The sequence below is a fragment of the Robiginitalea sp. SC105 genome (genome assembly GCF_014243345.1).
Taxonomy (GTDB): Bacteria; Bacteroidota; Bacteroidia; order Flavobacteriales; family Flavobacteriaceae; genus Robiginitalea.
Genome location: NZ_JACLZF010000001.1, coordinates 124,045 through 138,136, shown reverse-complemented (window position 1 = coordinate 138,136; position 14,092 = coordinate 124,045). Strand labels below are relative to the sequence as shown.

11 protein-coding genes and 1 tRNA gene are annotated in these 14,092 nt (G+C 52.5%); 9 read left to right on the top strand and 3 right to left on the bottom strand.

The genetic code is table 11. The annotated features are described in order from the left end of the window. Nucleotides 1-224 precede the first annotated feature (224 nt). Nucleotides 225-2,456: a CehA/McbA family metallohydrolase gene (locus tag H7F20_RS00585; protein ID WP_185784206.1), complete on the bottom strand. Its 2,232-nt coding sequence runs from the start codon at nt 2,454-2,456 to the stop codon at nt 225-227. Nucleotides 2,457-2,733: 277 nt separating this feature from the next. Here H7F20_RS00585 and H7F20_RS00580 point away from each other — a divergent pair, with 277 nt between their 5' ends. Continuing rightward, nucleotides 2,734-2,943, top strand: coding sequence for a hypothetical protein (locus H7F20_RS00580; protein ID WP_185784205.1), 210 nt, complete (start codon nt 2,734-2,736; stop codon nt 2,941-2,943). Nucleotides 2,944-3,034: 91 nt separating this feature from the next. Here the strand turns inward: H7F20_RS00580 and H7F20_RS00575 are convergent, their stop codons facing one another. After that, entirely contained in the window at nt 3,035-3,541 is a 507-nt protein-coding gene (locus tag H7F20_RS00575; protein ID WP_185784204.1) for a hypothetical protein, read from the bottom strand. Between the two features lie 201 nt (nt 3,542-3,742). Here H7F20_RS00575 and H7F20_RS00570 point away from each other — a divergent pair, with 201 nt between their 5' ends. After that, entirely contained in the window at nt 3,743-5,551 is a 1,809-nt protein-coding gene (locus H7F20_RS00570) for a hypothetical protein (RefSeq protein ID WP_185784203.1), read from the top strand. A gap of 553 nt (nt 5,552-6,104) precedes the next feature. Here H7F20_RS00570 and H7F20_RS00565 read toward each other — a convergent pair. After that, nucleotides 6,105-6,177: transfer RNA gene (locus tag H7F20_RS00565), tRNA-Phe, on the bottom strand. Between the two features lie 136 nt (nt 6,178-6,313). Between H7F20_RS00565 and H7F20_RS00560 the strand changes: the two genes are divergently transcribed. The 7 genes from H7F20_RS00560 to H7F20_RS00530 all read left to right on the top strand — a co-directional run bounded on the left by H7F20_RS00560 (nt 6,314) and on the right by H7F20_RS00530 (nt 14,052). Then, nucleotides 6,314-7,042 carry a type III pantothenate kinase gene (locus tag H7F20_RS00560; protein WP_185784202.1) on the top strand — a complete coding sequence of 243 codons (729 nt, stop codon included), beginning with the start codon at nt 6,314-6,316 and terminating at the stop codon, nt 7,040-7,042. A gap of 39 nt (nt 7,043-7,081) precedes the next feature. Beyond that, nucleotides 7,082-8,317 carry a hypothetical protein gene (locus H7F20_RS00555; RefSeq protein WP_255443936.1) on the top strand — a complete coding sequence of 412 codons (1,236 nt, stop codon included), beginning with the start codon at nt 7,082-7,084 and terminating at the stop codon, nt 8,315-8,317. 45 nt (nt 8,318-8,362) lie between these two features. Next, the gene (locus H7F20_RS00550; protein ID WP_185784200.1) at nt 8,363-9,733 is read left to right on the top strand and encodes a M48 family metallopeptidase; all 1,371 of its coding nucleotides are present in this window, start codon (nt 8,363-8,365) and stop codon (nt 9,731-9,733) included. Between the two features lie 6 nt (nt 9,734-9,739). Then, nucleotides 9,740-10,351, top strand: coding sequence for an LPS export ABC transporter periplasmic protein LptC (gene lptC, locus H7F20_RS00545; RefSeq protein ID WP_185784199.1), 612 nt, complete (start codon nt 9,740-9,742; stop codon nt 10,349-10,351). After that, nucleotides 10,348-10,551 (top strand): hypothetical protein, encoded by a 204-nt coding sequence (locus H7F20_RS00540; RefSeq protein WP_185784198.1) that lies wholly within the window; start codon nt 10,348-10,350, stop codon nt 10,549-10,551. The genes lptC and H7F20_RS00540 overlap by 4 nt, the downstream gene beginning before the upstream one ends. Before the next feature lie 15 nt (nt 10,552-10,566). After that, complete coding sequence (locus H7F20_RS00535; RefSeq protein WP_185784197.1) at nt 10,567-11,847, top strand: hemolysin family protein; 1,281 nt, start codon at nt 10,567-10,569, stop codon at nt 11,845-11,847. An 84-nt stretch (nt 11,848-11,931) separates the two neighbouring features. Beyond that, on the top strand, nt 11,932-14,052 hold the full coding sequence (locus H7F20_RS00530) for a peptidylprolyl isomerase (protein ID WP_185784196.1): 2,121 nt from the start codon (nt 11,932-11,934) through the stop codon (nt 14,050-14,052). Nucleotides 14,053-14,092: the final 40 nt, after the last annotated feature.

Sequence of the window (14,092 nt, the reverse complement as noted above, 5' to 3'; positions counted from 1 at the left end):
ATATGGAAAAGAGTCGAAATTGCTTCAAGGTACAGTTTATTACGGTGTGCCGCAACCAGCTGCTTTTGAGTTTTCGAAGGGTTCGGGAAGCTGCGTTCCTGGGGAGATATTGCGCTGACTTGCCGGATGCCGGGAGATGCCTCGCTGGCGCTCGGTGTTCCTGTGGTCACCCCACTTACCAGGAGTGAGGACTAACTGCGTGGTGCTTGTTGCTCATTAGGCCATTACCGGCCCTGCATTCTGGCATTCTCCGCCACGTCCCTGAAAACCTTCCTGCCGGCTTCCAGAACGTCCAGGACCTGCTGCTTCTGTTCTTCAGAGTAGAAAAGCCCTCTGGTTTTGACCCATACCTCCAACTGATCCGTGATTTCAATAAACCGTTCAGCAGGTGCCGACATGCCGGCCGGGCGCCCCTCAATATTTATGAACACGGGGTTGGAATGGGCCCCGGCTGTCCGCACAGCCAGCCAGCCGGAATCTTCAACGGTGATGTTTTCATTCAGATCGATCCCTGACCGGATTGTTTTCCCATTGAATACGACTTCGACGGGCAATTTTCCATCGGGGGTCAGCCCATTGGCTTCAATTTTCAGTATTGCCCTTTTCCCGCTTACGTTGATTTCCGATCCGGCCAATTTCCCATTTACACTGAAGAAAAGCATCGGGCCCTTGGTAATAAAGCTTCTTCCAGACTGCAAAGCCGCTCGCCAATTGGCCAGCGTAAAAGGTTTTCCTTCGAGGTTGACGTAAACCCTAGGGGTATCTTTGATATCCCAGTCAGGCCCCGCGGTGGCCATGACCCGAAACCCGCAGTTCAATAGGTCGTACCATACGCTTTGCTGGCCCCCGTTGCCATAGATCTCGGCAAGGTGGATTTTCCCCAGGGCCACATCCACCGGCATTTCGAAACCGGTCGATGGCCATGGGGTTTTAACGGGTTCTCCATTTGTGATATAATTGCCAAAATGTGCGCCGATGGTGGTCCCCCCGTCATCTATTGCTTCCTGCAAGACCAGTGCATTGGGCGGATAATCCGGCCCGGCCAGTTCCCCCAGCGCCCCGGAACTGATGGGCTGCATCAGGTAGTCCAGCCCGAGGAAGATCAGGTGCCCGTAGGGATTGCTGCGGTATTCCTGGTCGTACGTAACCAGGTGTTCCCCGGTACTGAACGCTTCCCGCAACCCCATGGGATATTCATTTGCGTAGATGGCATGGGTATCCCATTCCCCTTTCAGCGTCAGGATGGCGGATACGTGGAGGTCTTCGGCCCGGGTGATCAAGGGCCAGAACCTGGAGAACATGACAGGTACGCCGCTGTCGGTGGTGTGTATATGGGTCTGTCCCGAATACCAGCCAAGTTCGGGCATATTTATCCAGCGCTCCAGCGCAACGTTGACCAAACCGTCATCGGGTACTTCTACAGTCACTGGTTTATACTCGAATCCATGGTACAAAGTGGCCGTTTTTCCCTTGGGGTCCACACCCAGGCGGGCCTCATCCGCAATGTAAAAGTAGGGCCCGGGCTGAAACTCCCACAAGGTCGTATTCCATCCCCTGGTCCGATCGATGGCAAAAGAAGGGCCTTTCAGGGGCGTCCAGTACAGATTGTCGTTTTTGTCTTTTACTTCCACCCGGGCGGTCAACGCGCGTCCCGTCTGCGCATCAGACACCTTAAAACGGATCGCCTGTTTAAAATCCGGCAACAGGTCGTTTCCTACATGGTCGTATGCGGACAGCGGCAGCAGGTCTATGGATTTCCCGGGATAGACCCGTGAGGGAACCGATTTCATGCCAACTCCATGTAGGACAATATGGGCCTCTGCCTGCCGGCCTTTTTCATTGCTTACATGAAGCACGCTCTCCGAAATCCCCTCCCGGAAAGGTTTTAAAACTACAAAGGTATACCGTGAACCTGCCCCCTTTAGCAGGATGTCCTTTTTCCAAAAAAGGATGTCATCGCTGTATTCCCCCGACATATTGATCGTAAGCGGTTCAGGGGTCTGGTTAGTCAGTTTGACCAGTACCACCCGGGGGTGTTCTACTTCCACCTCAAAAACGGGGTCATCCCAGCTTGTACTGACAGATTCCGCACCAAACGCAAACCGGATTACCGGTTGCTTGCTTTCCAGTTGCAGGAAATAGTTGCGGCATGCCAATAAAAGGTCTTTTTGCAGGCTCCTGGCCTGGGCGATCTGCTCCAGTACGCTGCCAGAGTTGACCAGGAGATTTTCATTATCTGTCAGTTCCCTGATCTTCCACGAGGCCTCCCGGAGTTCCCGCCATTTCTCAAATATGCCAATCGCCTGTGGATCGTAGTGGCGCATTAACTGGATGGCCATCAGATAATCGTTGATTTCTTCCAGCTCCGGGTCTGTATGGCCGGTATGGCCATAGGAGGGAAGGGAGGTCGTCAGGCCGAAGAACAGGATGCACAGGAAAAAACTGGCCTTATTCATGGTTCCGGGTAACATTTGCGGCAAGCGCTTTACTTTATGAAAAGCGCTTTACTTCTAAAGGTACAAGATAAATCAAAAGGGTTTTCGGAAGAGGTTGTACAATTTACTGGGCAGGGATTGGTCCCACCATGAATTCTTGTTATCTTATGAAGTGGTCAATTTAAAGGACCGGTTATCCCAACTTTAATGGGTAAGTGGAATCATGAAAATCCCGATACTTTTTGGATTTATCACCCTTGTTTTTCTATGGTTTAATTTGGCGGTGAGTATTTCAATCATGAAATACCTGAAGTCAAGGGGCAGGGAGGTAAGCCTGTTCGACAGTGGGTTTTTTATCAAGGGAAAAATCTTCCGGTATCTCCCTTTGTACAAGGAAGTGACCCTGCGGGAAAAGGGTAAGACAGGTAGCCTGTACTATCAGTTCTACCTGTCCTTTGTACTTGCAATGGCTTTCCTGCTGCTGGGGCTATTCAGTCTGCAGGCATAATGCGCGGGAGATGCTGCTCCTGTCCGGCGTACTGCTTGGGAGTGCCGGACTGCTCCCGGGACCCCTTCTCCGGGGCTGTCAGGGGGTATATTCAATGTAGCGCATATCCCTGCAACTCCGGGAGGATCGGTAAATACGAATCAGCAGCACCACCAATTAAGTATTTTTTCCTTCCCGTTCCAATCAGTGCCCCTATTCCCGTCCCGGGCACGGTAAGGACAATACCAACCATTAATGCCTTTTCTTCCGCCGTTTGGCAAAAGAGCCAGCAATCGGGAGGGGCATCACCTTCTGCATAGCCCAATACAGCACCCATTAATGCCCCACTGGCGGCACCTATCCAGGCACCCCTACCAATATTTCCCTTCTTCCTCACTTTCAGTACATCGATATTGGTTATTTCGAGGCTGGCGATGGTATCCATGAGATTTTTATCCACAAGCAGAAGCCCGCTTTGGTCAGCAGAATACAAGATTCCTTTAACCTTTGTCCCTGTAATTGTTTTTACCCAGGCTTTGTAGGGTTTGGCCTTTTGTGCATTAATTGAAGTCAGAGTCAAAATAAAGGTTAGGATGGACAGAATACGAAACAGTTTCATAGCGGCTGATTTTATTTTAGAGCTTTTCTTCTGGGAAACAATCAGTGGTCTAAATCATCGTCTATACAGTCTAACGTTATATAGTATTCTAGTCCCAAGGGTTTTGCGGTGGCAACCCTTACGTTTCAAGATAAGAAATTAATTGATTTGGAGCATGAAGCGCCCTAGTGAGCTATCGGATTTTAGTATCTTGAGGGCCACATGGATTTCAAAAAATACTTTGAAGAGCTTAAAAGGCGCAAAGTCTTTAAATCGGCGGTGGCCTACCTGGCTGTGGCCTGGGTGCTGATTGAGGTTGCCTCTGCGGTGCTGCCCGCATTTGACACCCCTCCCTTTGTTCTAAAAGCATTTATTATTCTGCTCGCACTGGGATTTCCTGTCAATCTCGTCTTTTCCTGGGTTTATGATGTGACACCCGACGGAATTAAGAAAACAGATGATCTGCCGGAGTCAAAAACACCTTCCGGGATCAAGGGACGCCGCCTGAACCGGGTGATTATTGGGTTTTTGTCACTGGCGGTAGTCTTGTTATTGTACAATCAATTTGGGCGTTCCCAGGCAGAACCAGATAAGACTCCCAATACTCAAATAGAATCGGATATAACGGTAAAGTCTATTGCGGTTATGCCGTTCAGGGATAATAGTCCGGCTGCGGACCACGAATGGCTCGCCTCTGCATTGGTAGATGTCATAAATAATTCTCTGCAAAATATTGACGGGCTCAGGGTAATCACACGACCCTCGGTCGCTTATTTGGAGAGCACCAATTCCAGTCCTGAAAGTATTGCGGAAAACCTCGATTTGACACATTACCTGGAGGGAAGTGTAATACGGGTTGGAGATCGAATCAAAATCATTGTCAAATTAATTTCCAGTGATGATTTTTCACAGCTTTGGTCTAAAAATTTTGACGAGGACATGGCTTCAATCAACGAAATCATTGATGATGTAGCGACCTCAATCGGGCGTGAACTCAATTATGAGTTTAAATTCTCAGAGATCAGTATACCGGCTGCTGAACGAACATCAGACACACAGGCCTGGGACTTGTTGCAAAAAGCGAGGTATGAAGGAAGTAAGGTTATTGGTGCAGAACCCCCTATTGTAAAAGAATACCTCGAACAGGCGATTGAACTGGATTCCTCATTCTATGCGGCTTACGTCGATTTGGGATACTACTGGTCATCTCAGTATACATGGGACGGAGAATCAATAGATGATTATGAGGAGAACATCGAAAAAGCAAATAGACTATTTGAATTCGCAATTCAAAAAGCACCCACCTATGGCCAAGCCTATATTAGCTTGGCTATTAACAAAATCTGGTATAAACAGGAACTTGATGCCTACGAAATGTATATGAAAGGTGTGGAATTGACTCCCAAAAAGAGAGGCTCGGGCAACCTGTTTTTACCTGCATTGGGTGACAATCCAGAACTGCATTACCAGTGGGCTATAGAAAGCGTGAGGGAATCACCATACGAGCCAAGTCCATGGACCGCCAAGGGCCTGGCCGAATATTTCAACGGAATGGATGATGCTGCTATACAGACCATAGAAGAGGCCCTGGAAAAGTTCAAAACTGGCGTTATTCAGGGAACGGCCGTGCGTGTCTTTTACGCATTGGAAAAGTACAGGAGGGTTATCAATGTTGGGGAATCGTATTTTGATCAGGTACCTGGTATTAGACCTGCCCGAATCCTGGGTTACCTGGCAGCAGCTCATTACAAACTCGGTAATCTAGAAGAATACGAATCCCTAATGGAAGAACTTAAGGACCAGACTGCCAATTCACCCATTGGCAGTCCGGCATTTCACCTTGCTATGGTTAGTGCCCAAACCGGTGATCATGAAGCCGCTTTTCAGTGGCTTGACAAAGCGATTGAAGACAAGGAAGTGGAGTTGTACTGGCTTAAGGTGGAGCCTCCCTTCGAACCTCTATATGACGATCCCCGATGGGACAAATTAATTGTTGAAATGGGCTTTAATGATATCCCAAAGGGATTATAATTTTGCAGGTAAGCTTTAAGAAATAATAGATTACTTGATTCTATTCGTGCGCCACACGGCCAACTCACCCTTGGCTTATCCCCCGCCTCACCGGGTGCCAGGAGATACCTCCTTTCAGTCGGTGTTCCCATGGTCCCCCAGTTTTACTGGGTGCCAGGACTAACTTCGCTGCGCTCGTTGTTCCTTTGGTCCCCCGCCTCACCGGGTGCCAGGAGATACCTCCTTTCAGTCGGTGTTCCCTTGGTCCACCAGTTTTACTGGGTGCCAGGACTAACTTCGCTGCGCTCGTTGTTCCTTTGGTCCCCCGCCTCACCGGGTGCCAGGAGATACCTCCTTTCAGTCGGTGTTCCCTTGGTCCACCAGTTTTACTGGGTGCCAGGACTAACTTCGCTGCGCTCGTTGTTCCTTTGGTCCCCCGCCTGAAAATGCAAAAACCCTCCGCTGGCGAGCCAGCGGGTGTTTTTTGTTCCCTGTCCGCTTGCGAAAGCAAGCTTTCGACGCGTCCCGGAAACAAAAAACCCGCTCCATTCGGAGCGGGTTTTTGCGCTTTAAGTGGTACCTCCAGGAATCGAACCAGGGACACACGGATTTTCAGTCCGTTGCTCTACCAACTGAGCTAAGGTACCGGGATTTCAGCTTGCCTCGGACGGGGTCGCGGAGGACCCTGTAAAGGCGGGGGCAAATATAATTTCAAATCCGGGAATAACCAACAAATTCGGAAAAAAAGGAGGGTGTTTTTTTTCAATTTCCGATCTTTGAAGTATGAATCTGGTCATCGACGCAGGGAATACGCAAATCAAGCTGGGGGTCTTCAGCGAGGGTCGCCTGTTGCACGTGGAATCCACGGCCGAGGAGGATTTTACAGGGCATGTGAAATCGGTTTTCAGCCGGTACCCGGCCATCGACAATGCGATCCTGGCCTCGGTGGGTCGCCTGGAAAAGTGCTACCGGGATGCGCTCACGGTTTTTTGCAGGGTGCATGTGGTTTCCGGGCAGACGCGGTTGCCGTACCGGAACTCCTATGCCACCACCCAGACCCTGGGGGCCGACCGCATGGCACTCGCCACTGCGGCATTTTACAGATACCACAAGGAGAATTGCCTTGTGATCGACGCGGGGAGCTGCATTACCTTTGATTTTGTAAACGACTACGGGGAATACCTCGGGGGGGCGATATCGCCAGGTCTCCGTATGCGTTACCGGGCCCTCAATGAGTTTACGGCGCGCCTTCCCATGCTGGAGCCGGAAGAGCCCCTGGACCTTATCGGGAACGCCACCCGGAGCAGCATGCACAGCGGGGTGGTCAACGGCCTCCTTTTTGAGCTGGACGGGGCGATCGATCAATATAAATCCAGATATTCAGATTTAACAGTTATTTTAACAGGGGGTGATGCCCAATTTTTGTCTAACCGGTTAAAAAATACCATATTTGCCCTTCCTAATTTTCTCCTGGAGGGCTTAAACCAGCTGCTGGAATACAACAAAAGTTAGATGGTAAAACGATTGGTTCTCGCAATAGTGAGTATTGCGATGTATTCAGTGTCCGCTCAAAACGGCACGCTTTCTCCTTATTCTTCTCTGGGCATCGGCGATTTCCGGTCTGTTAACAGCATCGAAACCCAGATGATGGGGGGGCTGGGCGTGTATACGGACAGTATCCACCTGCAGCTCAACAACCCGGCATCCCTTGGGAAGCTGGGCCTCACCGCCTACGCCGCGGGGTTTACCCATACAGAAATCCGGCTGGAGACCTACAACCAGCAACAGCGCCCATCTGTCTCCAATTTTGAGTACCTCGGTCTGGCGTTTCCGCTGATCGCCCAGAAGGCGGGTCTGGCCCTCGGTATCAAGCCTTACAGTTCCGTTGGCTATGAACTGGAGGACCTTCGTACCAATGCCGAGGGGAATTCCATCGCCAACCAGTACAGGGGCGAAGGCGGGGTCAACCAGGCTTTTGTATCCGCCGGGTTCCAGATCCTTCCCAGGCTGTATGTCGGGGCCACCATGAATTTCCATTTTGGCCGGGTAGAGACCTCAAGGGTACAGGTAAATGAGGGGATTGCCTACGGTACACTGGACCGGCGGACGTCGGACATCAGCGGGTTCGACTTTAACTATGCCCTCACCTACGAACCCATGGTGAGCAGCAAGCATACGCTGTTTACTTCCCTCCGCATCAACACCCAGACCAACCTGGTTTCCTCCAACAACCGGCGCATCGCCTCTTTTGTACCGCTAACCGGGGTGGAAATCGAAGGGATCGATGTAAACCTGGACCGGGATTTCCTGCGCTTTACCGAAATCAAGGTACCTACCACGTATTCCCTCGGCCTGGGTTACGGGGAGGATAAGCACTGGTTTGTGGGCGGGGAGTACAGTCTGCAGCAATTCAGCGATTTCCAGAATGACTTCCTGGAAGGGGACAACGTGGTGTATGAAAACGGGAGCAGCATGGCTCTGGGCGGGTTCTACATCCCCGATTACACCTCAATCGATTCCTACTTCAGCCGGGTTACCTACCGGGCCGGCCTGCGTCTGGATAACACGGGTTATGTCATAAATAACAAGCCGCTTGAAAACTTTGGCATAACATTTGGACTAGGAGTACCGCTGGGAATGGAAAATGAATTTTCAAACCTGAACCTCGGATTCGAACTCGGAAGGAGGGGCACCACGATGAATGGCTTAGTGAGGGAAAGCTACTTCAAAGTGAGTTTGGGCCTTTCCTTTACCAACAGATGGTTCCAGAAGAGGCGAATTAATTGATAAAAAATTAGTATTTTACCACCCCTCTAATAAATGACAAATAAGATGAAAAAGGATTTTTACTTGATGATCATTGCGGTTTTCGGGGCTTTCTCAATGGTTTTCGGACAAGCCCAGAATCCCGAATGTATGACCAATCTCTCCATTTATGCCGAGCATGTCAAGGTAAAGAATTATGAGGCAGCTTACACCCCCTGGAAAATGGTATATGAAAATTGCCCGGGGATCAACAAGGCTAATTTCTCCTACGGGGAACGCATCCTGGACTATAAAATAGAGAATGCTTCCGGGGCCGAAAAAGAAGCGTATATCAAGGACCTGATGACGCTGTATGACAAGAGCATGGAGTATTTCCCCAGCAATTACTCGGCAGCCCAGGTAGCCAGCGACAAGGCCTCCCGCCTTTACGACTATAAAAAGGCGACGGATGAACAGCTCTACAGCATGCTTTCCCAGGCCTTTGAGAAGGACCGGGCAAATTTTGACAACCCGAAGGCCCTCTACCTGTATTTCTCTTCCCTGGTAGACCTGCACAATGCCGGTAAAAAGGACCTGCAGGAAGTATTCGACGTGTACGACAACGTCACCGAAAAGATTGAGGAGGAAAACGAAAAGTACCTGGTGCAGATCAACAAGCTCCTGCCCAAAGATTCCCTCGGAACGCTGACTTCCAAGGAGAAGCAGCAGCTGCGGGCCTACAACAGCTACTCCGAGAACTACGGGAAAATCTCCGGCAGCATCGACTCCAAACTGGGTAGCCTGGCGGATTGCGCCAACCTGATCCCGCTGTACGAAAAGAATTTTGCAGAGAAGAAAGGGGACATTACCTGGGTAAAACGCGCCGTGGGCCGCATGTTCTCCAAGGAATGTACGGACGACCCGCTTTTCCGCAAGCTTTTCGAAGCCCAACTCGCCCTGGAACCCTCGGCAAGCGCCTATCTCTATGGAGGTACCCTAAAGGCCAAGGACGGCGATAACCAGGGGGCGATAGCAGACTTCGACAAGGCAGCCAGCCTGGAAACGGATGCCCGCAAGAAGTCGGATATCCTCTACAAATCGGCTACCATTGCCCGGAAATTCAGCAAGTCCCAGGCCAGGAGCTACGCGCAGAAGGCAATCAATGCCTTTGCCTCCAACGGCAAGGCCTACCTGCTCATCGCCAATCTGTATGCCTCCAGCGCCAATGACTGCGGCAGCACCACTTTTGAGAAGCGCGCCATCTACTGGAAGGCTGCGGACCTGGCTCGCCAGGCGGCCCGGGTAGATCCTGCTGTGAGCGCTACGGCCAACCAGGCTGCAGCCAGCTACGCAGCGAAGGCCCCATCCAAAACGGATATATTCCAATCCGGGATGGCCGGAAAGACCGTGTCTTTCTCCTGCTGGGTGGGCGGCAGCGTGACGGTGCCGAACCTCTAAGAACCTATGAAACCGAACATACCCGGTTTAGCGCTCATTGCCATGGCTTTTGCCGTGGCAATGTGCATTTTAGCCTGTGAAGACCGCTATAAGCGGGTCGGGAACGAAGCGGCGGACCCGATCTATCCTCAGGGGGTCTCCCGGGATTTTTCCCTTACCTATACGGAGACCCGCCAGGACCTCTCCAGCGAGGATTCCAGCGATACCCGCGTCATCGCGGTGCTTCGGAGCCCCCTGAGCGAGGATTTTACCAACCTGGAGTTCCAGTACCGGACCTTCCCCGACGGGTTGCGGGTGGAGTATTTCGACGACCAGGGGCGTTTGAGCACCATCGAGGCCGATTATGCCATCATTTACGCCCAGACGAACATCTATGACCTTCAGGGGCATGTGGTGCTGGAAACCCACGACGGGAAGCGGCTGGTCGCGGACCAGCTCTTCTGGGACCGGAATAACGACTGGATTTTCACGGAAGGCCGGTTTACGCTTACCAACCCGGAGGAAGGCACCCTGCTGAATGGAACGGGGATGGACTTTAACCGGGATTTTACTTATTTTAATGCACACCAGACCGGCGGCCAAATGGAGGTCCCGGAGGAAGAAGAAGACCCATCATGATTAAAATCCTCAAATACACCGAATACATCTACCTGGTCATTGCGATCATCTCCATATATGAGTTGACGCAATTCTGGAACGTGGACAGGCAGCGGAGCTACCTCTTTATTTTCTTCGCCGCGGTTTCCCTGGGGATGTTTTTCTTCAGGCGCCGGTACCGCAAGCGCTTTGAGAAGCGACGGGAAGAGGAAAACTCCTAAAGGACCCGGGCAGGTATGGTAGCCATCATTGTTATTTCGCTGGTTTGTTCGGCCTTTTTTTCAGGGATGGAGATCGCCTTCGTGTCGGCCAACCGGATCCACATCGAAATCGAGAAGAAGCAACAGGGGCTGCTTGCGGGTGTCCTCTCCCGCCTGACGGCCAAACCCTCCAAGTTTATCACCACCATGCTCATAGGCAACAACATTGCCCTGGTGGTGTATGCCTATTATATGGGGGACCTGCTCATGGGGTGGTTCGGGCGTCTATTGCCCCTTGAGAACCCTTTTCTGCAGGCCCTGCTGACCGATTTTTCCCTGGTGACCCAAACGGTGATCTCCACCCTGATCATTCTCTTTACCGCCGAGTTCCTGCCCAAGGTGCTCTTCCAGATCTACTCCAATTCCCTGCTAAAGCTCCTGGCACTTCCCGCCTATTTTTTCTATATCCTTTTCTGGCTCCTGTCGGAAGGGGTGATGTTTATCTCGGACGTTATCCTCAAGACGCTTTTCCGCTCGGACGGGGACGAGGTGCAACTCTCCTTTACCAAGCTCGAACTTGGAGACTATATCACCGAACAAATGGAAACCGTGGAGGAGGAGGATGAGGTGGATTCGGAAATCCAGATCTTCCAGAATGCCCTTGAATTCTCAGAGGTAAAGGCCCGGGAGGTGATGGTGCCCCGCACCGAGATCACGGCGGTGGAACTGCATGAAACCCCCCGCAACCTCACCAGGCTCTTCACGGAGACCGGCTATTCCAAGATACTTGTATTCAAGGATACCATCGACAACATCATCGGGTATATCCATTCCTACGAACTCTTCAAAAAACCCAAGACCATCAAGAGCATCCTGCTCCCGGTGGAATTCGTCCCGGAAACCATGCTCATCCAGAACATCCTGAACATCCTGACCAAGAAGCGCAAGAGTATCGCGGTGGTGCTGGACGAATACGGGGGCACCTCTGGCATCCTCACCGTGGAGGATATCATTGAGGAGCTGTTCGGTGAAATCGAGGATGAACACGATTCCACGGACCTGTTCGAGGAGAAGACCGGGGAGGATACCTATAAGTTTTCGGCCCGCCTGGAGGTGGGATACCTGAACGAGCAATACCGGCTGGAACTGCCCGAAAGCGACGAATACGGCACCCTGGGCGGGATGATCCTCAACGAAACCGGGGAGATCCCCAAGAAGGATACCGAGATCCGCCTGGGCCGCTTTTTGTTCCGTATCCTGGAGGTCTCCAACAACAAGATCGACCTGGTGACCCTGGAGGTACAGGAGGGTGGATAAGGCCTTTCCCGAAGCCGGTTATTTTCCCTTTTATTATTGGTTGGAAAATGGTAATTTCGCCCACTGATTTAAACAATCCTTAGCATGGCGATTTTAGAGAAGATACGTAAGCGGACCACCGTCCTTATCCTGATCATCGGGATGGCGCTTTTTGCCTTTGTGGTTTCGGATGTCCTGACAAGGGGCGGATTCGGATCCGACAAAGTGGGTTCGGCCGTTGGCGAGATCAACGGGGAACCGATTTCCATCGATGACTTCCGGGCCAGGATGGAAGCGGCCGAAGGCAGTTTCGGGCCCCAGGCGACCTCCACCCAGATCGTGAACTCCATCTGGGACCAGACGGTGCGGACCACCATCCTCAGCCAGGAATTCGAGAAACTAGGTATCGAAATCCAGCAGGACCAGATCATGGACCTGATCCGCAATAACCCGAACTTCACCCAGAACCCGCAATTCCAGGATGCCAATGGAAATTTCGACGAGGATGCCTTCCGGAATTTTATCGCCGAGCTGCGCGTCAACCAGCCCCAGCAATACCAGTTGTGGCTGCAAAGCGAAGCGGCACTGATACAGGCCGCCAAGGAACAGACCTATTTTGACCTGGTCCGCGCCGGGGTGGGCGCCACGCTGAATGAAGGCGAGATGGACTACCGCCTGGCCAACGACAAGGTGGATATCCGGTACGTCCGGGTACCCTATACCTCGGTCCCGGACAGCACCGTATCGATTTCCAAGGAGGAAATCGCCGCCTACATCAAGGAACACCCCAAGGAGTTCAAGCAGGAGGCGGCCCGCGACATCCGCTATGTATACTTTGAGGAAAAGGCTTCTGCTGCCGATGAGGCGGCAATCGAGGCATCCCTCAAAGCCCTGCTCGAAGACGAAATGGAATACCGGCAGGAACTGGATTCCACGGTGGTTACCCCGGGCTTCCGGAACACCAATGACATGATGGCCTTCCTGGACCGGAATTCCGATACCAAATACGATACCCTCTACAAGGCGAAAGCCGAGTTGCCCGCCCAATGGGCAGATACCCTGATGGCCCTTGAGGTCGGGGAGGTTTTCGGGCCCTACCGCGACGGCAACAACTTCAAGGTAAGCCGGATGATGGACCGCAAACCCAACGGTTCGGTGAAAACGAGCCACATACTGATCACCTACCAGGGGGCCGAGCGCGCCAACCCATCCATTACAAGGACTCAGGAAGAGGCCCGGGAAAAGGCGGAAGAACTGCTTGCCGAAGCCCGCAAGGCGGATGCGCAGTTTGCCCAGCTGGCCAGGGAAAATTCGGACGGACCCTCCGCGCCCAACGGCGGGGACCTGGGCTACTTCCAGGAAGGGGTGATGACCGAGGCCTTCAACGATTTTGCCTTTGAGAACCCGGTGGGTACCATCGGGCTGGTCGAAACCGAATTCGGCTTCCATGTCGTGAAAGTCGACGACAAACGGGACGTGGTGCGCCTGGCGACCCTGTCCCGCACCATCGAACCCTCCGATGAAACGGTCAACACCCTGTTTACCGAGGCAACCAGCCTGGAAATGGCGGTCACCGAAAGCCCGGAGACTTTCCGCACCATCGCCGAGGAAAAGGGATATACCGTACGCCCGGTAAATAAAATAGGGGCAATGGATGAAAACCTCCCGGGACTCGGGGCCCAGCGGCGTATCGTGCAGTGGGCCTTCAACGGGGATACCGAAATCGGGGACATCCGCCGGTTTGACCTCGCCAACGGCTACGCCATCGCACAGCTTACCGGTACTTACAGGGCCGGGACCATGGCTGTCGAAGACGCTTCCGTACGTGTGCTGCCGGAATTGCGCCGGAAGCGTAAAGCCGAAATCATCACCGCGGCCAACCAGGGTAAATCCATTGACGAGATCGCCTCCTCCAACGGGGTGGCCGTCTCCACGGCTACGGCCCTGAACATCAAATCGCCGACCATCCCGGGTGCTGGCCGGGAACCCCTGGTAGTTGGTACTGCCGCGGTTATGGACCAGGGAAGCACCTCCGACCTGATCGAAGGCGAGACCGGGGTGTTCAAACTCGAAGTGACCTCCAAAACCGAGGCGCCAGCCCTGGACAATTATGCGCCCTACGCCAAGACGCTGCGCAGCAGCCTGGGCCCGAGGGTCAGCGGGGAGGTTTACCAGGCCCTTCGCGAAAAGGCGGAAATCGAGGATAACCGCGCCATCTATTATTGATGCGGTAGCAGAAAATCAAAAGGTCCCGCACTGCCTGGCA